21 protein-coding genes are annotated in these 22,265 nt (G+C 64.5%); 7 read left to right on the top strand and 14 right to left on the bottom strand.

Translation table 11 applies throughout. The features are described from left to right. Positions 1-16: 16 nt before the first annotated feature. The 7 genes from ACL02S_RS06530 to ACL02S_RS06500 all read right to left on the bottom strand — a co-directional run bounded on the left by ACL02S_RS06530 (position 17) and on the right by ACL02S_RS06500 (position 6,850). Positions 17-808 carry a helix-turn-helix domain-containing protein gene (locus tag ACL02S_RS06530; RefSeq protein ID WP_412801386.1) on the bottom strand — a complete coding sequence of 264 codons (792 nt, stop codon included), beginning with the start codon at positions 806-808 and terminating at the stop codon, positions 17-19. 164 nt (positions 809-972) lie between these two features. Further along, the gene (locus ACL02S_RS06525; protein WP_412801385.1) at positions 973-1,857 is read right to left on the bottom strand and encodes an SDR family oxidoreductase; all 885 of its coding nucleotides are present in this window, start codon (positions 1,855-1,857) and stop codon (positions 973-975) included. 762 nt (positions 1,858-2,619) lie between these two features. After that, positions 2,620-3,702: an NAD(P)/FAD-dependent oxidoreductase gene (locus ACL02S_RS06520; protein WP_412801384.1), complete on the bottom strand. Its 1,083-nt coding sequence runs from the start codon at positions 3,700-3,702 to the stop codon at positions 2,620-2,622. A gap of 96 nt (positions 3,703-3,798) precedes the next feature. Next, positions 3,799-4,713 (bottom strand): RNA polymerase sigma-70 factor, encoded by a 915-nt coding sequence (locus tag ACL02S_RS06515; protein ID WP_412801383.1) that lies wholly within the window; start codon positions 4,711-4,713, stop codon positions 3,799-3,801. Positions 4,714-4,826: 113 nt separating this feature from the next. Beyond that, positions 4,827-5,747, bottom strand: coding sequence for a CDP-alcohol phosphatidyltransferase family protein (locus tag ACL02S_RS06510; protein WP_412801382.1), 921 nt, complete (start codon positions 5,745-5,747; stop codon positions 4,827-4,829). Then, complete coding sequence (locus tag ACL02S_RS06505) at positions 5,747-6,475, bottom strand: phosphatidylserine decarboxylase (protein ID WP_412801381.1); 729 nt, start codon at positions 6,473-6,475, stop codon at positions 5,747-5,749. The genes ACL02S_RS06510 and ACL02S_RS06505 overlap by 1 nt, the downstream gene beginning before the upstream one ends. A gap of 102 nt (positions 6,476-6,577) precedes the next feature. Then, positions 6,578-6,850 (bottom strand): GlsB/YeaQ/YmgE family stress response membrane protein, encoded by a 273-nt coding sequence (locus tag ACL02S_RS06500; protein WP_412801380.1) that lies wholly within the window; start codon positions 6,848-6,850, stop codon positions 6,578-6,580. Positions 6,851-7,086: 236 nt separating this feature from the next. Here ACL02S_RS06500 and ACL02S_RS06495 point away from each other — a divergent pair, with 236 nt between their 5' ends. Beyond that, positions 7,087-8,115: a beta-ketoacyl-ACP synthase III gene (locus ACL02S_RS06495; RefSeq protein WP_412801379.1), complete on the top strand. Its 1,029-nt coding sequence runs from the start codon at positions 7,087-7,089 to the stop codon at positions 8,113-8,115. A 70-nt stretch (positions 8,116-8,185) separates the two neighbouring features. Here ACL02S_RS06495 and ACL02S_RS06490 read toward each other — a convergent pair whose 3' ends face one another. Next, positions 8,186-8,641, bottom strand: a complete 456-nt coding sequence (locus ACL02S_RS06490; RefSeq protein ID WP_412801378.1) for an SRPBCC family protein — start codon at positions 8,639-8,641, stop codon at positions 8,186-8,188. A gap of 223 nt (positions 8,642-8,864) precedes the next feature. Between ACL02S_RS06490 and ACL02S_RS06485 the strand changes: the two genes are divergently transcribed. From ACL02S_RS06485 to ACL02S_RS06470, 4 genes are all read left to right on the top strand, one after another. Continuing rightward, the gene (locus tag ACL02S_RS06485) at positions 8,865-9,062 is read left to right on the top strand and encodes a hypothetical protein (protein ID WP_412801377.1); all 198 of its coding nucleotides are present in this window, start codon (positions 8,865-8,867) and stop codon (positions 9,060-9,062) included. Positions 9,063-9,115: 53 nt separating this feature from the next. Further along, complete coding sequence (locus ACL02S_RS06480) at positions 9,116-10,783, top strand: NAD(P)/FAD-dependent oxidoreductase (RefSeq protein ID WP_412801376.1); 1,668 nt, start codon at positions 9,116-9,118, stop codon at positions 10,781-10,783. Positions 10,784-10,846: 63 nt separating this feature from the next. Next, positions 10,847-12,355, top strand: a complete 1,509-nt coding sequence (locus ACL02S_RS06475) for an ATP-binding protein (protein WP_412801375.1) — start codon at positions 10,847-10,849, stop codon at positions 12,353-12,355. 108 nt (positions 12,356-12,463) lie between these two features. Then, complete coding sequence (locus tag ACL02S_RS06470; protein ID WP_412801374.1) at positions 12,464-12,808, top strand: hypothetical protein; 345 nt, start codon at positions 12,464-12,466, stop codon at positions 12,806-12,808. Positions 12,809-12,948: 140 nt separating this feature from the next. Here ACL02S_RS06470 and ACL02S_RS06465 read toward each other — a convergent pair whose 3' ends face one another. Continuing rightward, a complete protein-coding gene (locus ACL02S_RS06465) occupies positions 12,949-13,476 on the bottom strand; it encodes a hypothetical protein (RefSeq protein WP_412801373.1) in 528 nt (175 codons plus the stop codon). 466 nt (positions 13,477-13,942) lie between these two features. On the opposite strand from ACL02S_RS06465, the gene ACL02S_RS06460 reads away from it, so the two are divergent. Then, on the top strand, positions 13,943-16,240 hold the full coding sequence (locus ACL02S_RS06460; RefSeq protein ID WP_412801372.1) for an AAA family ATPase: 2,298 nt from the start codon (positions 13,943-13,945) through the stop codon (positions 16,238-16,240). 124 nt (positions 16,241-16,364) lie between these two features. Beyond that, entirely contained in the window at positions 16,365-17,663 is a 1,299-nt protein-coding gene (locus ACL02S_RS06455) for a hypothetical protein (RefSeq protein ID WP_412801371.1), read from the top strand. Here ACL02S_RS06455 and ACL02S_RS06450 read toward each other — a convergent pair. The 5 genes from ACL02S_RS06450 to napA all read right to left on the bottom strand — a co-directional run bounded on the left by ACL02S_RS06450 (position 17,651) and on the right by napA (position 22,046). Then, the gene (locus tag ACL02S_RS06450) at positions 17,651-19,018 is read right to left on the bottom strand and encodes a phosphatase PAP2 family protein (protein WP_412801633.1); all 1,368 of its coding nucleotides are present in this window, start codon (positions 19,016-19,018) and stop codon (positions 17,651-17,653) included. The genes ACL02S_RS06455 and ACL02S_RS06450 overlap by 13 nt on opposite strands. Positions 19,019-19,083: 65 nt before the next feature. Then, entirely contained in the window at positions 19,084-20,229 is a 1,146-nt protein-coding gene (locus ACL02S_RS06445) for a glutamate--cysteine ligase (RefSeq protein ID WP_412801370.1), read from the bottom strand. 12 nt (positions 20,230-20,241) lie between these two features. Then, positions 20,242-20,931: a superoxide dismutase[Cu-Zn] gene (sodC, locus tag ACL02S_RS06440; RefSeq protein ID WP_412801369.1), complete on the bottom strand. Its 690-nt coding sequence runs from the start codon at positions 20,929-20,931 to the stop codon at positions 20,242-20,244. 159 nt (positions 20,932-21,090) lie between these two features. Then, positions 21,091-21,651 (bottom strand): LytR C-terminal domain-containing protein, encoded by a 561-nt coding sequence (locus tag ACL02S_RS06435; RefSeq protein WP_412801368.1) that lies wholly within the window; start codon positions 21,649-21,651, stop codon positions 21,091-21,093. A 47-nt stretch (positions 21,652-21,698) separates the two neighbouring features. Then, entirely contained in the window at positions 21,699-22,046 is a 348-nt protein-coding gene (gene napA / locus ACL02S_RS06430) for a nucleoid-associated protein NapA (protein ID WP_412801632.1), read from the bottom strand. Positions 22,047-22,265: the final 219 nt, after the last annotated feature.

Genomic DNA, 22,265 nt, shown 5'->3' with positions numbered 1-22,265 from the left:
CACACCACCGCGCCTGCTATATCGGGGCCTGTAAAACGAGCAGGTCCCACGGCCGTGGCGGGTACTTGGGCGCAGAAGCCCGCATCGAGTAGGTCACGAACTGTTCGATATCAGGGTCGTAGAGCACAACTTCCTGGTTGGTGATCTCGGCATCCGTGGGTCTGCTGCGGTACATCGCTTCGAACTCAGGATTGCTGCTGCATGCTTGTTTGATCTCATCGATGCGACGCTGCGGCACTTCCCCCGGGGAAAGAGTTCCGAAGCTGGCCGCCATGAGACGTGCTCGTAGCGGCCAGTTCTGGATAACCTTGCGCGCAAGGGGATTGGTAAAAGTCCAGATGAGCAGGTTGGACGGATCTGAATCGGAAGAGGCGGGAACAAGGCCTGGGAATCGATCGAGAAACCTCTGATTGCAGCCCCAGAGATCGAACGTGAACCGGTCATGGCAGCAGCAGGGATCGAGAATACGATCGACGGCAACCTGATCTTCCGGAGTCCATACCGGCAGCACAGGCCAGCTGATGGTTTCCAGCGCCTGCCGATCGACCAGAGAAATCGCCTCATGCAAGACCGAGATGATCTTCGGCCGTTTCCATGCAGGCATCTGCACTGCCTCGAACCACAGTTGTAGATGCTCCCCGTCCGGGATGCGCTGAGCAGTTTCCCAAGCGTAAACCAAAGCATAAGAGACGTGGCACATACCTGCGATCCGAGACCTGGTCAGCCCCGCTGTCTCACGCTCCACTGTGAGCAGTTCGGCGAATAACAGTCGATTGGGTGTACTCGTCTTCTTCTTCGCGGCTGCCACGTAACTCTCTCCACGCGGCATACGCGCACCACAGCACGATATGTACGTACGCCGATCAGGGACGAACTCCGGTTGCGGCTCTATCCTAACGAAGTGCGGGACATTTCGATCTTGAAGTAACGCGTAGCGACGAATCCCACATGGACAGGCCCGTTCGAAGTGCGCTAGGCGTCTACGAACAGATCATCGGCAAGCGGCCCACTACCTGGCACCACTCGGTAGCGGTCCAGATCCGTAATGCCGTTGGCAGCCAGCACATCCTCATCGAACAGCAACTGACCGGTATATGTCGACGCAGGACTGGTCACCAGCAGCAGAGCGGCATCCGCACAGATATGGGCGGTCCTGGACGCCGCGACGGCTTCTTCGCCACCGAGCAGATTGCGCACTGCCGCGGTATCGATCTTCGTTCGTGGCCACAAGGAGTTCACGGCAATGCCGTAGGGGCGGAACTCGTGCGCCAAACCGATGGTAGCGACGCTGACACCATACTTGGAGACCGCGTAGGCCACGCCAGGGCTGATCAGACTGGGATTCAGATTGATCGGCGGACTGAGTGTGAGAATGTGCGGATTACGTCCGGCACCAGCGGACGCGCGAAGATAGGGCAGTGCCGACTTCGCCAGCAGGAACGGAGCCCTGGCATTGATCGCCTGCATATGGTCATAGCGCTGCATCGAAATATCCTCGCCGGTAGCGAGATGCACCGATCCGGCATTGTTGACCACAATATCGATGCCGCCGAACCGTTCGACGGTTTGCTGGACCGCACCGGCTATCGCTTTATCGTCACGTATATCGGCGACGATCGGCAGCACTTGCCCGCCTGCGGCTTCGGCCTCGGCAGCGGCAGTGTGAATGGTGCCGGGCAGTCTGGGATGCGGTTCCTGGGTGCGGGCAATCATGGCGACATTCGCGCCTGCCGCGGAGCACCGGATGGCGATCGCACGGCCTATACCCCGGCTTGCTCCGGTGACCAGCACGGTCTTGCCGTTCAGAAGACCCGCGGTCGAACTGGAGGGCGCCGGGACAGGAGCGGGTGTATCCATTGCTGCTATCGCTCCTCATGAGTTGGTTCGGCGATCTCGCTCCGAGGTTAGCGGGGTTCGGCGCAAACGGCAGAGGGTTGGACTTCACAGATTGTGAAGAGCTAGGTCATTGACAGTGCGAGGCCGCACACCGAATGCTTCCTGTACTGCCGAATAAGTAAACGAGGAAGATCTGCCACACACAGCAACACGACGATAAAAATGAAGGGGTGAGCGTGCATCACTCTGCCGCACACATCAGCGGGAAAACGCCGACACGAGAGAAGCAACCGAGCCTGCGCGGCAGGATAGTCGTGCCCGTCCGACGCGGCAATCGATTACGGGTTCGCAATACCACGACAATCCGGATCGTCGGTATGCCCAGAGGAATTCCGCGCCCGAAGGAAGAGCGGTACGCATCGAAAGCATCCCACTTCGTCGAACCACGATGCCAATGGCCATCCCGGCAGCTACTGGCAGTCGTAGGCGTCATCGAGTGATATTGCTCCTCCTCCCACCGGAACGAGGGGTGCCGGTGGGAGGAGGAGCAATACCACCTGATGAATGCCGAACCACCATGATGGACGGTTCACCGATACTGTCACCCACCGATAGATCCGATGCCTGCCACCTCACGTCACATGGCGATAGGCAGTATGAGCGCGACAGCCTCGGTAGGTGCGGCGGACTCGGTCGGCCGATGGTGCGTGAGCGTGCTGGATATTCCGCCCGAAACCGGTCCTGCTCCGCTCTCGCACGCATCGGCGATCAGCCGACCAGCGATCAGGGATGAGCCGCCCTGGCCGCGCCGCGCACCACCTGCTCCTTCACCCATGCGGCTTTCCGCCCGGTCAGCACCATCCGGTTCGGCGCGTCATCGGCGTGGACGAACTGGATCAGCCCGTCTCTCCTGCCCAGGCTCAGACACTGGAATACATACCGGAAGCGCAGCTGACCCGGTTCGTTGCCGCGCATTCGCGCGGTGACGGCATCGGCCACATACTTACCGGTCGGCAATGCTGTCGCACAGGCCATACGTAGCTCACGATCACCGGGGCCCGCGATGACCGCGGCGTCACCCGCCGCATAGATATCCGGGTGTGATACCGAACGCAGGGTCGCGTCGGTCAGTACCCGACCGGTGTGATCCACCGCAAGACCCGCATGTGCGGCGAGCTCCGGCACCCGGAAACCCGTAGCCCATACGGTTGCTTCGGCCTCGACCAGTGATCCGTCGGCCAACCGCACGCCATGGGGTGTCACCTCGATCACCTTGGCTCCCACGTGGATCTCGACCCCGAGACGCGCCAATGTCCGCTGGAGGTGCTCTTGCGCGCGCGGCGACAGCCACGCGCCGGGCTCCTGGGCACCGAGCAGCCGCACGCGCAGGTCAGGAAACGATTCGGCCAGTTCGGCCGCGAGTTCGATCCCGGTCGGGCCCGCGCCGACGATCGCCACCGATCCGGCGGGCACAACCATCTGATCTGCTGGTGTCGCGACAGAATAGGCATGTTCGGCCACGCCGGGCACACTCTCGGTATCGGCGATGCTCCCGAGAGCGTAGACCACGGTGTCGTAATCGAGGGCAGGTGCCGCGGCGAGTACCACCCGCTTCCTGGCCGTATCGATATCGGTGGCCACCGCACGTACGAAACGAATATTCTTGTTCTCCAGCATTTCCCGCAGATCCCACTCGGGAATCGCCTGGCCGGCGGCTCGCTGGTGCAAGCGCACCCGCTCGATGAACTTCGCCTTGGCATCCACCACGGTGATCTGCGCGTCCCGTGCCGTACGCACAAGCCTGCGGGCCGCCGCCAACCCCGCGTACCCGGCGCCGAGAATGACGATCCGATGCTGTCCGGTCATGATGTGGCTCCCTTCCAAAGGCCGACACCCTCTAGACCGCACAGCCACGAGAATCCTGACAGATCGGCACGATGAAACAGATCACAGCGGGCGGTGTTACCGAGACGGCGACGTACCCAACGACCGGTCGATACCACCAGATCCGGCGAAATACGCCAGTTTCTCCGGGTTGACGATCAACCGCAACGCGGTGATCTCCCGGTCCGTCAGATCGACCCCCATCACGAGCAACGGCGCGCCGTGTACTCGTGCCACCACCGCAGGCGCACCGTTGACCTCTTCGATGAACAGCTGCATCCCCGGTACCTCCCGGCGCAGCAGACCCGTGATGTACCGCGCCACGTGGTTGGCGCCGACCACTGGGCGCCGCGCCGTGCTGACCAGACCGCCGCCGTCGGCCGTCGCGCGCACATCGGCGGCGAGCATCCGCTCCAGCGATCCGATCTCGCCTTCATGCGCCGCCTGCAGGAACCGCTCGATCAGCTCGCGAGCGTGCTCGGCCGGAACACCGAAACGGGCCCGCCCTTCTCGCACCCGCAGCCCGGCGCGCCGGAAGATCTGCTGTGAGTTGGCCTCGGTCAGCTCGAGCATGGTGGCGATCTCGCGATGCGCGTATCCGAACGCCTCACGCAGCACGAAGACAGCGCGTTCGACCGGGGTCAGTCGTTCCAGCGCGGTCAGCAAGGCCAGCGAAACCAGCTCACGCTGTTCGGCGCGCTCCAACGGACCGAGTTCGCCGTGCGCGGTCGACACCGGTTCGGGCAACCACGGCCCGATATAACTCTCCCGCCTGGCCTTGGCCGAAACCAGCCAGGTGCGGCAGAGGTTGACCAGCGCGGTGGTCAACCACGCCTCGGCGGAGCGGATCTGCTCACGCTCGGCGCTCTCCCAGCGCAGATAGGTCTCCTGCACGGCGTCTTCGGCCGCACTCGCCGAGCCGAGCATCCGGTAGGCCAATGCGAACAACCGCGGTCGCTGCTCCTGGAATTCTCGCAGTCCATCCGGCTCCACGCACTCACCTTCTCCTGTACTCGCCGGATATGACCGTACCCATCCGGCATACGCCAGGTGCCACGCACCGCCGTGGCAAGCGCGAGGCCGACGCAGGCTGCCCGTGCCCCCGACTACAAAATATCCATATCCGCGCCAGGAGGTGAGTTCTCGTCCGGACGTCTACCGCCCGGCCTGCGCAACCGTAGCCGTGCCGATGAGCCTCGGATCACCGGGCGCCGAAGCGCGGGCCGGCGCCGATCCGCACGACGCTGGGCCCGCCGCTCTGCGGGTTTGTGCTGCCAGGTCTCCGGACGAGCGGCTACCCAACGCTGGGAATACCAGGCGAAGGGAATGTGGCCCAGGTACAGCGCGACCAGCACAAGCAGCAGCACGATCGGATAGGTGACCAGCGCCGCCGCGGCGAGCGCGACCAGAACCAGCAAGCCTGCCGCCGCCTGTGGGGCCACCGACACCGACTTCATCGCCAACGTGGGAATCGTGCTGACCGAAAGCGCGGCGGCGCCTATCGTCCACGCCGCGACCTCGTAGAAGCCGACCCACCAGCCATCGCCGAACTGCACCATCAACCCCACCGGCACCATCGCGATGAGCGCGGCCGCCGGCGCGGGCACACCGACGAAATAATCCCGCGACCAGTCCGGCCGGGTGTCATCGTCCATCAGGGTGTTGAACCGAGCCAATCGCAGCACGATGCTGACCGCGAACAGCAAAGCGACGATCCACCCCGCGCTATTGCTGTCCAGCAAGCTCACATAGAGCACAAGCGCGGGGGCCACGCCGAAGGAGATAGCATCCGATAGCGAGTCCAGCTCGGCGCCCATCTTGGTGGTAGCGGCAAGCATTCTGGCCAGTCTGCCGTCGAGAGTGTCGAGCACGGCTGCCGCGCCGATCATCGCCAACGCGATATCGAGTTTTCCGTCGAGCCCGAATTTCACTGCCGACAGCCCCGCGCACAGCGCCAGGATGGTGACCATGCTCGGCAACAGCCGGATGGTTCGCTGCCGCCGCCGTGTAGGGATCGCCGCTTCCATCAGGCGTCGGCGATCGAGCCGAACGCGGCGAGCACGGTCTCACCGCCGACAGTACGTTGACCGGGCCGTACGAGAAGTTCGGTACCGAGCGGGAAATATGTGTCGACCCGCGAGCCGAAGCGGATCAGGCCGTAGGTATCGCCGAGGGTGAGCACATCACCGGCCTGTGCGTCGCAGACGATCCGTCGGGCGAGCAGCCCGGCGATCTGTACCACGACGACCTGCCGTCCCTCCGGCGTTTCCAGCACCATACTGGTGCGCTCGTTCACCGAACTGGCCTCTGGCAGATCCGCGGAACGGAAGCGGCCTGGCTGGTGCGATACCGTGCGCACGGTGCCGGAGACCGGCGTGCGCTGCACGTGCACGTCCAGCACGGAAAGGAAGATGCTGACCCGGGGCAGAGGCTGCTCGCCAAGACCCAATTCGGCAGGGGGAGTGGCGGTATCGACCAGGGCGATCTCACCGTCGGCCGGAGCGACCACGACGCCGGGCCGGTGCGGCGGCACCCGGTGCGGGTGCCGGAAGAACGCCGCGCAGGCCGCCGCGACGAGAAATCCGGTTCGACGTACCCAGCGGCGCCTGCCGCCGAGTACAGCGACCGCGGCCGGTGCGGCGACGAACGGGAGCCCGGCGGGATGCAACGGGGGGATCGCGTGACGGATCAGGTCAGCGAAATGACCGACCCCGGTGCGTTCAGGTGTGCCGGGCGGGGTGGGACGGCGGGCCACAGGCTCCTCTTTCGTGCTCGATGCAGACGGGTTGCGCCCCTCAACAATAGGACCAGCGCAAGCGTTCACACCTTACGGGAAAGGAGCCTGTGGCATGCGGCGTCAGGACCTGACTCTGCGTCCGGTGACCAGCTTTACCAGGTACAGCAGGATAACCGCACCGCCGAGGCAGGTGAAGAAACTGAACCAGAGGCCACCGCCCTCGACGTCGACTCCGAGCACTTTCAACAGGAACCCGCCGAGCAGACCACCGATTATCCCGACAACGATATTGAGGAGGATGCCCTGCTGAGCATCCGTCTTCATGATTTTACTGGCGATCCATCCGGCCAGACCGCCGATGATGATCCATCCGATAATCCCGAGACCGAGCATGGTGTCCTCACATCACTAGTTGGACCACGCCGCGGGCAACAGCGGCGTGCGTCGAGGGGATACCCAGAGATTGTCGAAATACGCGCGCCATTTGGGCGACTCTCGGGCTAATATGAGGAAGCCTCATGTCCATCGTCGCGCAGGCAGAGGCCGGAGAGTCATGGAATCCGATGCTTCGGGAAACCTGACGGCGCCGCCGCAGGGTACCGCTGCCGCAGGGTATATAGGAGACGCAGATGGCTGCTCGCATCGCCCAGACCACCGGGGCAGAGCATACGGCAATTCTCGGGCTCGGCGTTTACCGCCCGGCTCGGGTGGTCACCAACGATGAGGTTGCGGGGCCGATCAATTCGAGCGATGAGTGGATCCGGACCAGGTCGGGTATCAAGACCCGGCGGTTCGCCGACGAATCGGAAACGATTCAGAGCATGAGTGTCGCGGCTGCCCGTGACGCACTGGAATCTTCTGGCATCGCAGTCGATCAAGTCGATTGCCTCATCGTTGCTACATCGACGCATCTACTGCTGACACCGGCCGCGGCCCCACCCATCGCCACCGAACTCGGCATGAATGGTGCCGCCGCTTTCGATATCTCGGCAGGCTGCGCGGGCTTCTGTCACGCGCTCGCCCTCGCCTCGGACCTGGTCCGCGCAGGCACCGCCGGACATGTCCTTGTGATAGGTGTGGAGAAGCTGACCAACACCGTCAACCCCACCGATCGCGCCACCGCCTTCCTCTTCGCCGATGGTGCAGGCGCGGTGCTGGTCGGCCCCTCCGACGAGCCGGGCATCGGCCCGACGGTCTGGGGCTCGGATGGCACACAGCACCATGCCATCCGGCAGGACAAGGACTGGATGGAGTTCTTCGCGGAAATCGACGAGAAGGGCCTCGACGCGGTCCGTCCCTATATGGCCATGGAGGGCACCGCGGTATTCCGTTGGGCGGCACACTCATTGGAAAAGGTATGCCGCGATGCGATCGACCGCGCCTGCCTGTCCCCCGACGATCTGGATGCGATGATCCCGCATCAGGCCAACGGCCGGATCATCGAGATCATGGCGCGGGTGCTGAAACTGCCAGAAGACTGCGCGATCGCCACCGATATCGAGGAGTCGGGCAACACCTCGGCCGCATCGATCCCACTGGCCATGGAGGCGCTGCTGCGCACAGGCAAATCGAAGCCGGGAGACGCGGCGCTGCTCATCGCGTTCGGCGCGGGCCTGTCCTACGCGGCACAGGTCGTGCACCTGCCCAACTGGCGATAACACACGCCGCGGAGAACGCCGATCTGCTCCGTGGCGCTCGCTACGGAGCAGATCTCGCCATATCCCGTGATCAGGCGCGCGCCTCGACCGCGAGCTTGATCTTGTCCAGGGTCTGGTTCATGCCACGGACCAGTGCGTCCTCGAACGGGAGTTCACCGCCGAGCACCGTGTCGATCGCCGTGCGCGAGAACCAGGTGGTGCCGTTGGGCACATCCCGGCGTTCGATCAACCGGGTACCGGTATCGGTCTGCTCCAGGGTGTAGCTCCACACCGTGCGGTTCTCGTTGACCCGAAAGGCGAATGCCTGGTTCGGCTCGTACCGCACGATGCGGGCAGTGGTCGGCCAGTACTTCCTGCCGTCACGATTGAGATTGAAAATCCAGGTGCCCGCTTTGATGGAACCGAGTGCCAGCATGCGCACACACTGCGGGCTGAACTCCGGCATCCGCTTCAAGTCGGAAACCACCTCCCATACCTGTTCCGGCGGTGCGGAGATATCGATGGCGGCTTCGAGATTGTTCGGCAAGACTGCCTCCGAGATACGTACGACGGGGATACCTGCGACGGGCCACCGAAGGTCCGTCCAGACGGGGTCTGACTACTAACACACATTTTAGATGGGAAGACGTTTACGTCACATTTTCACTGCCGGGACGGCGGCCGGTGTAATGCGCGGCGCACAATGGCAGATAGATGAAGCATCAGACACTGCCTCCGACTTTCGGCGTCCCAACGTGAGGTGATCGGCCGTGAAACTGCGTTCCCTGCTGCATCGTCGACCTGCCAAACAGGTTCCGTTACTGCCTGCTACCGAATCCGAGGATGGGCGGCGGTCCTGTGACACATCGGTGTCATCGCATGGCTTCGGAGTAGCCGCGAAAGAAGAGCGTCTGGAACGACTGCTCACTCCGACCGAACTCGATCTCGTCCTGCATCACCGGCTCTGAGCTCTCCGCGAACATCCAGCCCGGACTGTATCGAAAGGCGCGATACTCATCAGGTGACTTCACCCGCTGCTACCAAGCCGGCCATCCTGAGCGTCGATGACGACCCGGGAGTGTCCAGAGCGGTCGTACGCGATTTACGCCGCCGCTACGGTGCGGAGTACCGGATCATGCGTGCGGAATCGGGGCACCAGGCTCTGGAAGCACTGCGCGAGATGAAGCTGCGCGGTCAGCCGGTCGCGGTATTGATCGCCGATTATCGGATGCCGGGTATGGACGGTATCGAATTCCTGGAGCAGGCGATGGACCTGCACCCGTTCGCGCGCCGCGTCCTGTTGACCGCGTACGCCGATACCAATGCCGCGATAGACGCGATCAATGTCATCGATCTGGACCACTACCTGCTCAAACCATGGGATCCGCCGGAGGAGAAACTGTATCCGGTACTGGACGATCTGCTCGACGCCTGGCGTAGCAGCGAGCGGCGGCCGGTCACCGGAACCAAAGTGGTCGGCAACCGCTGGTCGCCACGCTCATCGCAGATCCGCGAATTCCTGGCCCGCAATCAACTGCCCTACCGCTGGTACTTGGCCGATGAGCCGGAGGGGATGCGGCTGCTCGAGGCCGCCGGAACCGACCCGCAGCGCTGTCCGGTGGTGATCACCTCGTCGGGTATGGCCCTGCTGCAGCCCTCCGACAGCGAACTGGCCGAGCATGTCGGCCTCACCGTCAACCCAACGGGAGAGTTCTACGACCTGATCGTGGTCGGTGGCGGTCCCGCCGGGCTCGGCGCGGCGGTGTACGGCGCATCCGAGGGCCTGCGGACGGTCTTGGTGGAGCGGACCGCTACCGGCGGACAGGCCGGGCAGAGTTCGCGGATCGAGAATTACCTCGGCTTCCCGGACGGTCTGTCCGGTGCGCAACTGGCCGACCGGGCACGACGGCAAGCCGCGAAATTCGGCGCCGAGGTCATCACCACCCGTGAGGTGGTCGGGCTAGAGGTGAACGGATCCGCGCGCACCGTGCGGTTCGCCGACGGCGGCAGCCTATGCGCGCACACCGTGATCATCGCGACCGGCGTCGACTACCGCCGCCACCCGGCGCCCGGTGTCGACGATTTCACCGGACGAGGGGTGTACTACGGCTCGGCCATGACCGAAGCGTCCGAATGCGCGGGCCACGATGTCTATATCGTCGGCGGCGCGAACTCGGCGGGACAGGCCGCGGTATTCCTGTCTCGCCATGCCCGCACTGTGCATCTGGTAGTCCGGGCGGATTCGTTGGAACAGTCCATGTCGCACTATCTGATCCAGCAGATCGCGCAGATCTCGAATATCGAGGTGCACACCGATACCGAGGTGATCGCCGCCGACGGCACCGCGCATCTGCAACACATCATGCTGCGCGACAACAAGACCGGCGCCGAAGAGAAAGCCGATGCGGAGCGGCTGTTCCTGTTCATCGGTGCCGTACCGCAGACCGGCTGGCTCGATGGTGTCGTCACACGTGACGCGGCTGGTTATGTACTCGCCGGACCGGATCTGTTCGTCGATGACGCACGGCCGACGGGCTGGGAGTTGTCCCGCCCACCGCATCATCTCGAAACGAGTGTGCCCGGCGTATTCGTGGCCGGCGATGTACACGCCGAATCGGCCAAACGCGTTGCTTCCGCGGTCGGTGAGGGCGCGATGGCCGTCATGCTCGTACACCGATACCTCACATAGCGGATACCTCGAGTAACAGATACCTCCGCGCAACAGACATCTCGCGTAACCGAGAGGCAGGCCATGACCACCGAGCAGTCCGCGCAGCGCCGCGGCAGAAAGGTATGCGACCCCGCCGAGCTGCGCACCCTGTTCCTGTTCGAGAAACTGACCGACGCACAGCTGGAACAGCTGTGCGTCGATGGCCGGATCGAGACCATCGCGCCGGGTTCGGTCTTCCGGGAAGGTGAGCCTGCCACCTACTTCTACGTGCTGATGGACGGGGAAGTGGTGCTGACCAAACAGTCGAGCGGTGCGGAGATCGAGCTGGTCCGCACCGAACACCGCGGCGCCTACGCGGGTGCCTGGATGGCCTATCTGGGTGACAAAGTCGAGCAGACGTACAACAACTCGATGCAGGTGACCAGGTCCTCACAGTTCTTCGTGCTCGACGCGGCGACCTTCGCCGAGCTGATGCACGAGTGGTTTCCGATGGCGGTGCACCTTCTGGAAGGCGTGTTCTTCGGCAGCCGCAATATCAACGCGCGTATCGGTGAGCGCGAGCGGCTGCTCGCACTCGGTTCACTATCGGCAGGCCTCACCCATGAGCTGAACAACCCGGCCGCCGCCGCAGTGCGCGCCACTGCCGACCTGCGCGATCGAGTGGCCGGGATGCGGCACAAACTGGCCTTCGTAGCGCAGGGCACGTTCGATCCGAAATCCCTCGGCGCACTGGTTCGCCTGCAAGAGGAGGCGGTTGTACAGGTGGCCAAGGCACCCGAACTCACCCCGATGGAAGCCGCCGACCGCGAGGATCTGCTCGGCGAGTGGCTAGCCGACCACGGGGTGGACGACGGCTGGAATCTCGCGCCCAATTTCGTACAAGCCGGCTTCGATATCAACTGGCTGGAGCAAGTGGCCTCGACCCTGGACAATGCCACGGAGCAGGTCTTCCATGGCGCTATCCGCTGGCTGAACTACACCATCGAGACCGAACTGCTGATGAATGAGATCGCCGATTCGACAGTACGCGTCTCCGCGCTTGTCGATGCCGCCAAACAGTATTCGCAGATGGACCGGGCCCCATTTCGAGTGGCCGATATCCATGAACTGCTCGACAGCACCCTGGTGATGCTCAACCGCAAGATCGGCGACGATATCCGGGTGGTCAAGGAGTACGATCCGGCTCTCCCGCCGTTACCGTGTCATGCGGCCGAACTGAATCAGGTATGGACCAATCTGATCGACAACGCTGTCTACGCGATGCAGGGCGCGGGCACGTTGACCCTCCGCACCCGGCACGATGACAACTGCGCCATCGTGGAGATCGGCGATACCGGGCCCGGCATTCCAACCGAAGCGCGCAGCCGGATATTCGAGCCGTTCTTCACCACCAAACCGATGGGCCAAGGCACCGGTCTCGGACTGGACATCTCATTCCGGATCGTGGTGAACAAGCACAACGGCGATATCCGAGTGGATTCCGAGCCCGGCGCCACGACCTTTACCGTCCGGCTGCCACTCCACCGCCCCGAACCGAGCCGGATCGCGACCGGCGCCGATACCGGACCGACCGTGGACGGCCACTCCTGACCCGGTAGGTCGATGACATCCTGCCTGCGGAGCCCACCACGGACCGACCGGTACGCTGCACCCGATACGCCGGACGTTCCGGCACCACGATCCACCGGAAAGCAGAATATGAAGCGAAATCTCGTCATCGCCTCGGCCATCGGGACGATGGGTTTCCTGCTGGTCGGTTGCGGGGAAACAGCGGAGTCCGCCGAGGCGAACAACCCGCGCACTGGCTCGGCGGATACCAGCACCCCCTCACTCGGCACCGCGTCCAGCACCACATGCGGGAAGTTCAAAGAGCTGGACACCGATGACGAGCGGGCATTGATCGAGCAGATCCTGGCAGAGAATCCGGGCAACCCGCTCGAAGGAAGCCCGAATGTGGCGCTCGGCACCGCCAAGCTGGTGTGTCTGTCGTCGAGTGTGAACGACACCCCCGTCGCGATCGCGACCGGAATCGTGCCGAAGTAGCCTATCGGCCATATGAATACAGGCCGGCCGCGTACCGATGGAACGCGGTGCCTACGTCCATCGGTACGCGGCCGGAACAACTGAAGAGCCACCGACGTCTCGGCGTCCGCTCTTCAGCCACTACCCGCGTCAGCCTGCGATCAGGGCAGCACCTGCGGCACGACATCCGGCGCGACCGCGCCGACGACAGCACCGACGATGGCACCGTTGATCGCGCCGTTGAGTGCGCCGAGGAGAGCGAACGGCACCGCGCCGACGATGGCGATCGGCAGACCAGCGACAGCACCGCTCAGGGCACCGAGAACCGCACCGATCTGCGCGCCCGCGACGGCGCCGTTGGCGATCGGATCGTGATTCTGCGCATTCGGGTCGGTCGCGATGGCGGCAGGCGCGCTGGCGGCGATCGGCTCGACCTGCGGCGCGACCGCGGCAGGTGCGGTGGCAACCTCCGCCACCGGGGCGGAGACAGCCTGGAACGCCGTATCGGTGGGCGCGGTGGCGGCCACCGGCACCGGAGCGGAGACCGCGGCGGCGGAGGCCACCGGGGCAGCGGCTACCACCGCGACCTGCTGATCAGCAGTGAACGTCTGGGCCTGCGCGGTGCCCGCCGCGATACCGATAGCGGCGATGGGCATCAGGATGGCAGTGCTGAACTTACGCAACTTCATTTCAGGATTCCCCTCCGGAAAATGGACGGTCCCTCAGTGGACCGACCGCCAGCAAACTGTACAACGTCCGCAAGTAGTTGACACACAGGGCTTTCCGTTCGACATCCACCGTGATTGCCGCGTACGTAACCGAATTAGCAATTTGCGCGCGTATAGCCACACGGAGTATCCGGAGCGGTTTTCCTGTCACGAAACCAGAAGTATCCGGCGGAAATACCTTGCTCCAGCATTCGAGCGCATTATTCGCCGACCCGCGGATCGAGCAGATTCAGCAGTGGATGAATGCTCCGGACTGTCGATCGCCGCGGTACACGCCGCAACCACCCGCACCCCCTTTATGTGACAACAGTAACATTTCTGCTATTCCCGCTCTTGCGTATCCTGGCCCGCGACCGAGATCGTCCGGATATGGATACCCAGACCTCAGGCCGTGACCTGATGCGGGCATACACGGCAGAATGGCACCGTGGCAGAACTGGCGCTCACCGCCCGACTGAACCCTTCCGCCGCCGACGCTCGGCGCGGAGTGGTCCGGTTACATCCGGAAGTACTGACCGCGCTCGGTCTGCGGGAATGGGATGGAGTCGTGTTGGTCGGCGCGCGACGCACGGCTGCGGTTGCCGGTATCGCGGGCCGGGGAACGCCCGCCGGGATCGCACTGCTCGACGATGTCACATTGTCCAACGCCGGGCTGCGCGAGAACGCGACGGTGGTGGTCACCCCAACGACGGTGTACGGCGCGCGACAAGTCTCGGTCAGCGGCTCGGTGCACGCCACCCGCACAATTCCAGCCGCGACGCTGCGGCAGGCGCTGCTCGGCAAGGTGGTCACGGTAGGCGATGCGGTCTCCCTGCTGCCGCGCGATCTCGGCCCTGACATCAGTTCCACGGCGGCAACCCAAGCCCTTTCCCGCACTTTCGGCATCGCGTGGACCACCGAACTGCTCACCGTTACCGCCACCGATCCACGCGGCCCGGTGAGCATCCAACCCAATACCGCGGTCGTCTGGGGTGCCGGGGCGGTCGCCGCACGGGCCGCCGCCGACCTGGCATCGGCCGGAACGCCGATCCCGGTCGGCGAGGCATCGCGCGGAGCCACCGAGGCCGTCGCGTTCTGCACGGCGGCAGGCACCAATGCCGCCACGGCGGGCCGGACAGCGGCGGCCAGAGGGTGCACACCACGGATATCGGTCGAGGATATGGCCGGTATGCGCAGCCAGGCCGCGAAGCTCACCGAATGGCTCAGCCTGGCCTTGGACGAGCCGGAATTATTACGGACACTCGGCGCACGACCACGTCTCGGTGTGCTGATCACCGGCCCTGCCGGGGTCGGCAAGGCCACGCTGGCACGTGCGGCGGGCTCGCCGCGGCGAATAGTGGAGCTGGACGGTCCGGTCATCGGTGCGGCCGAGAGCGGCGCCCGGCTGCGCGAAGTGGCCCAGGCGGTGGCCGAGATCGGTTCCGGTCAGGGTGGCGTCCTGCTCATCACCGATATCGACGCCCTGCTGCCGGTGGACGCCGAGCCGGTCGCCACGCTCATTCTCGACCAGCTGCGTGCCGCGATCGCCGAACCGGGCGTCGCATTCCTGGCGACCACCGCGCATCCGGCCGGAATCGACCAGCGATTGCGGGCGCCGGACCTGTGCGATCGTGAGCTCGCGCTGCCACTGCCCACCGCCGAGGTGCGCAGAGCCCTCTTGGAGCAGCTACTACGCCGGGTACCGACAGAAGATCTCAAACTGGATGAGATAGCTTCGCGTACACCAGGTTTCGTAGTATCCGATCTAGCGGCTTTGTGCCGGGAGGCGGCGCTACGCGCGGCCTCGAGGGCCAGGGAGCACGGCGAACCGAAGCTCACTCAGCCGGACCTGCTCGGGGCACTCGAAGTGATCCGGCCGCTGTCACGGTCGGGTATGGAGGAGCTCGCCATCGGTAGCCTGAGTCTCGATGATGTCGGCGATATGGCGGAGACCAAACAAGCGCTGACCGAAGCGGTGCTGTGGCCGCTACGCCATCCGGATTCATTCGCTCGCCTCGGCATCGATCCGCCGCGCGGCGTGTTGCTCTACGGCCCGCCCGGTTGCGGCAAAACCTTCTTGGTCCGTGCGCTGGCAGGCAGCGGCCAGCTCAGCGTGCACTCGGTCAAAGGCGCTGAACTCATGGATCGGTGGGTCGGCTCATCGGAGCGCGCGGTGCGGGAAATATTCCAGCGAGCACGCGATTCCGCACCTTCGCTGATCTTCCTGGACGAGGTGGATGCGCTGGCTCCGCGCCGTGGGCAGAGCGCCGATGCCGGTGTCGGCGACCGGGTGGTCGCGGCGCTGCTCACCGAACTCGACGGCGTAGAACCGCTCCGCGATGTGGTAGTACTCGGCGCGACCAACCGACCGGAGCTGATAGATCCGGCGCTGCTGCGCCCGGGCAGGTTGGAACGACTGGTCTTCGTACCACCACCGGATACCGCGGCCCGGCGCGAGATCCTGCGCACCGTGAGCCGGTCGGTGCCGCTGGCCGACGATGTCGACCTCGATGCGCTGGCCGAGGAGCTGGACGGATACTCGGCCGCCGACTGCACCGCCTTACTGCGCGAGGCGGCGCTCGCCGCGATGCGCCGGAACGTGGATGCCGCTGATGTCACCGCGGCAGACGTCCTGGCAGGCAAGACAGTCGCACGTCCCTCACTCGACCCGATTCAGCTCGATGCGCTGCGCCACTACGCGCGCAATCGCGAGCAGACAGCGGGAAGCGAGAGCCGCTATCTCTAGCCGAGCCGAACATCGGAGCGAATCCAGCAACAGACTTCGACGAATCTTTTAGCTGCGAGATATTTTCTGGCAAATCTGCGGCAATCACCGGTTCCCAGGATAATCACGGGTATCTTCGACAATCGTGCGCAGAGTCGGCGAGGTGGTCGACGCGGCGACGGTCTGCACAGCGGCCGCAGTCGCGGGGGTCACGCTGTTCCTGCCGGACACGATCGATAGCTATGGCGAGGCGACGCCGTATCAGATCGCCAGCTTGCTCGACAGCGCGCCGCGCAGCGCGGCACTGGCAGTGGTCATCGCGGTTACCACGGCTGTGCTGGTCACTATGACCGCCCGACCGCTGGCAGGCTGGATCGCGGCGATGCTGGCCATGCTGGTGGAGTTGCTCAACGATTTCGCGGGTGGGCGGGCTCCGACAGCCGAGATGCTCACCACACAGAACTACATCGATTCGATGTGCGCCGGGGTGGTGCTCGGCGGGCTCGGTGCCGCGGTACTGCGACGACCACTGGCCGGTGCGGCGCTCGCGGTAGGCAGTATCGGATTCTTCAGTTTCGGTGATCTCGCGGAATTTCTGGGTATCGAACGGAATCCGTACGCGATGCTGCAGACTCCACCGCACTGGATGCTAGAGATAGCCCTGACTCTGCTGGTGATCAGTGTCTTCCGCAACTGGGCACACACCAGGGAGCCGAAAGAGCCACAGCTGTCGATTACGCTGCCGGTGGCACCGATCATCGCCGCCATGGTGCTCGCCTCGGCGGTATTAGCCGGCACCGCATGGCTCAGCAGGCAATACGACAAGCTGCCCGCGGCGAGCCATACGATCGAGATCGGGGTTGTTGTGGCAGCCACGCTTGTCAGCGCGACGGCTGCGGCCATGCTGCTACCCGGCCGCGACGGCACGGGCGTATATCTGGCCGTGAGCTTCACCCCAGCGGTCGGCGCGATGGGTTATGCGGTGCAGTCCGGTTGGGGCGCGGTGGTACTGCTCACGCTGACGGCCATCGGTGTCGCGATCGGGTCCCGGTTGTCCTCGGCCGCTCTTGCCATTCTGCTCATCATCATCCTCGCGATCGTCGCCATGCTCACCCCGGCAGTCACAGAACCCGTAGCATTCGCCGCGGTCAGTGCCTTCATCGCCATAACAGCGGGCTACTGTTGCGGCACGGCCCGTCCGCGCTACGCGCCGAGCGGCGTTCTCGCGATCACCGCCCTCTACCTCCCCACGGTGGTCTCGGCGATACCGAACATGCACTCGGACTGGCGCCACGATGCGCAGATACATGAGACCCTGCCCGGACGTGCCGCACTCGCTATCGCCATCGGCAGTGCGGTCGGACTGGCCGCGCTACACAAACTCCGGCCACGGAACACAGCGCCCCCCGAGGGCGGCTCGGAAACGGATCGTCACCGGGCATAGTGCTCATGGTCCGGATCGACCTGCCGCTGCTCTCGCGCGCTCGAGAACCACGTCGCGTGGAAAGCCGCGATCGACCCGGCCAGCAACCCGAGCACAATGGCGCCCGCGAGCACCGGGTATTCAGCCATGACCACCGCGAGATACCGATAGGACAACAGCAGCGCGGCCAGTACCACTACGCCACCGGCGACCAGCCGGATCCGGAACCATCCCCAGCCACGCTCCGGGTCACGCAACGCCGACTCGACCGTGAGGCAGAGCACCGCACCCGCGATCAGATCGACACCGTAGTGATAACCGAAACCCAAGGTGGCGGCCAGGGTGGCTACCAGCCAGAATGTCCCGCCCCAGCGCAACAAGCGTGGTGCGGGGCTGCCGTCGATATCACGCCGGGTATGCAAGAACAGCGCCAATGCCCACGCGGTGTGCATGGACGGCATGCAATTACGCGGAGTTTGCGTGTCGAACAGCAGTGGCTCCGGATCCCGATCGATCGGCGGCACCATATCGGGCCAGTAATTGCCTACCTGTAGCCCATTACCATCCGGCCCGAATGCGAATATCGGACCGACAACAGGGAACAGCACGTACACCAGGGGACCGATGAGCCCGAGCACCAGGAAGGTGCGCACCAGATGATGCGCGGGCCACTGCCGCGTCGACAGCACCCGGCGTAGTTGCCAGACGGCCACGACGATCGCCGCCACCGGCAGCTCGATATACACCCAATGCAATACCGCGTAGGCCACCGGTCCGAGCGCCTCGATCACCCGGCCGAGGACCCAAGACGGATCGCCCAATGCGTGGTCGGCCAAGAGCACATACTCGTCGAGCACCGCGGGACTATCGAGCACCGTGATATGCAGCCATACATCGCCGACCTTGGTAGCCAGGATGAGCAGGGCTCCGAGTGCTACCGAACGCAACGCATCGCGCCGCTCGATACCTGTCCAGCGCAACCAGGCCAGCAACCCCAGCGCAGTGAGCACGATGGTCGGACCGTTGCCGATCGCGAACGGCGCCCCCGTCGATAACCGTACGCCCGCCCACACCATATCGATGGCCACCGCGATGCCTACTGCGAACAGCCTGCGCCGGACCGAAATGCCCACCAACGCAAGAATCAGCCCAGCCCACGGCACCGACATGGATTTCGGCGTGCCCAGATAATCTCGCCACAGACTCGCCAACGGGCCTTCGAATCCCTGCCGAGCTGCGATCACCTGCAACGCGATCAGCAGAACAGGTACAGCGACCACCGCCACCGCGACCAGGGCGCCGGTCCGCCACCCCCGGCCGCTCGGCGCTACTGCTCTTAATCCGGCACGCGGGTCCTCGACAAGCACGCCGCTAATAGTAAACGGAGGGTGAACACCGCCCTTTGGGCCAACTGAACAACAACCGAGCGATGCCCCTTGTACTACAGGTGCAGCTCCTCGACCAACGCATCCACCACCGCGATCAAATCGCCCTGAGCGGCTGCGGCGACCCGGCGCTGCCGCTGATACGAGGCACCCCGTTTCGGGATCTCGGCGACCAGCGCGAGTTCCGCCGCACAACCGAGCCGTGCTGCGGTCGGCTCCAACCTATTCAACAGGTCTTCGAGATCGTCGGTGACCAGCCGCTCATTGCTATCGGCGTCGGTGATGATGATCGCGTCCAGACCGTAGCGGGCAGCCCGCCACTTGTTCTCCTGCACATGCCACGGCGGCAACGTGGGCAGAATCTCACCATTCTCCACACGTTGATCCAGCTCGACGATCAGGCAGTGGATGAGCGCGGCCATCGCGGCCAGCTCGGTGCGGGTGGAGATCCCGTCGCATACACGCACCTCGATGGTGCCCCACTTCGGCGCCGGGCGAATATCCCAGTGCATACCGCCGAGCTGGGTGAACACACCGGTCTTGAGCTGGTCGTATACGAAACACTCGAATTGCGTCCAGTTTTCGAACTGGAACGGCAGGCCCGCAGTGGGCAACTGCTGGAACATCAACGTCCGGTTACTGGCGTAACCGGTGTCCGATCCGGACCACATCGGTGAGGAAGCCGATAACGCGAGCAGATGCGGATAGGACAGCAGCAGGGAGTTCAGGATCGGAAAGACCTTGTCGCGATGGGAAATTCCGACATGCACGTGCACGCCCCAGATCATCATCTGGCGGCCCCACCACTGGGTGCGCTCGATCAGCTCGTCATAGTGCTCCGAGCGGGTCAACTGCTGGGCCGACCACTGTGCGAACGGGTGAGTGCCCGCGCAGAACAGATCGACACCGAGGGGGTCGGCCACCTGCCGCACTGTGCGCATAGTGTTGGTCAGATCCTCGACCGCCGCGCCGACCGTATCGTGCACGCCGGTGACGATTTCCACAGTGTTTCGGAGCAACTCCTTGGTGACCTGCGGTGTACCGTCGTGCGCGCGCAGATCACCGACCGAGTCGAATACCGCCGCGGCGGTATTCGACAGATCGCGAGTCACCTTGTCCACCAGGGCGATCTCCCACTCGACCCCAATGGTGGGCCGGGGCGAGCCGTGGAAGGGAACGTGTTCGATTCCTGCCCCGACCATATGGCACCAGTTCTATTCGATGACGCCGCATGCTATGCGGCCACCCGCGTCACCCGTCGCCAGGGTGGTCTCATCCGGGCCTGACGCACCGCCTTCGCGCCCGTAACGGCCTGGGATGTTACCGAAGTTGTCGGCATCCGCGTGGATGATCAGAGCCTTGCCTTCGATGTCGTCCAAGGTGACCGAATCGGTGGTGGTGACAAGCTCGGCCATACCGTCGGAACGCACCTCGAGCGAGGTCAGATCGCCGCTGGCCGGATGGGCGTTGGCGCTGCCGACCTGCAGATGTCCACCTGCGGAAAGGAAATCCCCTGCCGGCCCGCCGGTGGGTGCGACCGAATCCGCTTCACACTTGCCCACCTGATGCACGTGCAGGCCGTGGAAGCCGGGGCGCAGCCCATGCGCCGAAACGGTGACCCGGAGATAGTCGCCGTCCTCACGGAAATTCGCGGTACCGACCGAAGCGCCCGCCGGGTCCTTCAGTTCCACCGTCAGCTCACTGGCGCTGTCGCCGTGCTGCGCGCCATGCCCGGTCCCGGACTGGCCTGCCGGAGCGGGAGAAGGGGTCCATACCGGCGGGGTAGTTCCCTGGACGTCGCTCGACTCCTGATTGCTCGAGCAGGCGGCGAGGCCGAAGACCGCGACCGCGAGCATCGGGGTCACAGTCCGCCAGGACGGGCGACGAGTTGTGGACGAGACCATTCGGGGAACTCCTTTACGAGTACCGAGTTTACGAGTAAAGCTGAGCGGACAGGTTCGTTACCGGACAAGATGATGCCACGGCCGCCCTTCCGCGCCCCGACAGGGCCGTGTGCTGTGCCGACGCCGAGCCACGCGAACCTTCCGATAACGGCCGCACAATCAGTTACCCGTGACGATAACCGTGACACCGGCCCCGGAGCTTCCGACCACCCCGGATTTCGGTGCGACCACTGCGCCGAGCTCCGCGGCGATGGCTCGCGCCGCCTCCTCTTCTACCGGCGAACTACCGTAGAAAACCGTGGTTTCCGGGATGTTCGTACTGGAGAAGTTCCCCGTCTCCGCGATCGTCCAGCCACTCGCCGAGAGCCGATCGGCCGTTTTGGCCGCGAGCCCGGTGATCAGACTGTTGTTGAGTACTCGTACCGGCACCGAGCGGACCGCTCGGCCCGCGGCAGGTGCCGCCGGGGCCGAGGGGGTGACCGCGGTCGGCACCTCGGGCGGCGGTGCACTCGCCGCGACACTGGTGGTCGCGACTACGCTGGAGGTCGCCGATCGAGTCGTCGCCGAGGCCGAGCCGGTTCCCGAGGCATCGGAGACATCCGCGTCGGAATTCGACAGCGACATCGCGCCGAGGACCGCGAAGACGATAGCCAGTGCGATCAGCACCATCGCCAGCGCACGCAACGGTGGCCCACCGGAGGTGGGATTCGGGTAACTCACTCTGGTGAGCCTAGTCCTGCCGGGCGAATCCGGGTCCGCATCGCCGTTCAGACCCGCAAACCCAGTCGCCGCGCCGCACGCGCTTTCTGCCTGCTCGCTCGCAGCCTGCGCAGCCGCTTCACCAGCATCGGGTCGGCGGCCAGCGCCTCCTGCCGGTCGACAACGGCGTTGAGCACCTGATAGTACCGGGTTGGCGACATGCCGAACAGTTCGCGAATGGCTTCTTCTTTGGCGCCCGCGTACTTCCACCACTGCCGCTCGAAGGCCAGGATATCGAGTTCACGGCGACTCAGACCGGTGATGTCGCCTGCGAGGTCGGCCCCCGCCGTGGCCTCTTCGCCCACGGAAGAACCGCTCTCGACCGTAGAAGGATTCCGTACCGCTGCGCCGTCCATCTTGCTCCCTCGCCGAGTGACCACCAGACGAAATCTGTGCTCGTCATCCTGGACCGCTCCGCAGCCTGGACCACGCACACGCTGAATAACGCACACCTTCGACCATGCACATCCGGAGCATGCGCGTCCGGATCATTCAACCACGACAGCCATTCGATCACGCAGGCCACCGATGTCCCTGCCTACGCCACGGCGTGTTCGCTACCTGCGCATAGGGTG

It is taken from the genome of Nocardia spongicola, assembly GCF_047200775.1.
Classification (GTDB): domain Bacteria; phylum Actinomycetota; class Actinomycetes; order Mycobacteriales; family Mycobacteriaceae; genus Nocardia.
This window is presented reverse-complemented; position numbering and strand designations above follow the sequence as displayed.

What these genes read in the sequence shown, in the direction of transcription:
- ACL02S_RS06465 (WP_412801373.1), bottom strand. Translation starts at nt 13,476, where the DNA reads ATGAAGTTGCGTAAGTTCAGCACTGCCATCCTGATGCCCATCGCCGCT.
- ACL02S_RS06520 (WP_412801384.1), bottom strand. Translation starts at nt 3,702, where the DNA reads ATGACCGGACAGCATCGGATCGTCATTCTCGGCGCCGGGTACGCGGGG.
- ACL02S_RS06510 (WP_412801382.1), bottom strand. Translation starts at nt 5,747, where the DNA reads ATGGAAGCGGCGATCCCTACACGGCGGCGGCAGCGAACCATCCGGCTG.
- ACL02S_RS06470 (WP_412801374.1), top strand. Translation starts at nt 12,464, where the DNA reads ATGAAGCGAAATCTCGTCATCGCCTCGGCCATCGGGACGATGGGTTTC.
- ACL02S_RS06495 (WP_412801379.1), top strand. Translation starts at nt 7,087, where the DNA reads ATGGCTGCTCGCATCGCCCAGACCACCGGGGCAGAGCATACGGCAATT.
- ACL02S_RS06445 (WP_412801370.1), bottom strand. Translation starts at nt 20,229, where the DNA reads ATGGTCGGGGCAGGAATCGAACACGTTCCCTTCCACGGCTCGCCCCGG.
- ACL02S_RS06525 (WP_412801385.1), bottom strand. Translation starts at nt 1,857, where the DNA reads ATGGATACACCCGCTCCTGTCCCGGCGCCCTCCAGTTCGACCGCGGGT.
- napA (WP_412801632.1), bottom strand. Translation starts at nt 22,046, where the DNA reads ATGGACGGCGCAGCGGTACGGAATCCTTCTACGGTCGAGAGCGGTTCT.
- ACL02S_RS06475 (WP_412801375.1), top strand. Translation starts at nt 10,847, where the DNA reads ATGACCACCGAGCAGTCCGCGCAGCGCCGCGGCAGAAAGGTATGCGAC.
- sodC (WP_412801369.1), bottom strand. Translation starts at nt 20,931, where the DNA reads ATGGTCTCGTCCACAACTCGTCGCCCGTCCTGGCGGACTGTGACCCCG.
- ACL02S_RS06500 (WP_412801380.1), bottom strand. Translation starts at nt 6,850, where the DNA reads ATGCTCGGTCTCGGGATTATCGGATGGATCATCATCGGCGGTCTGGCC.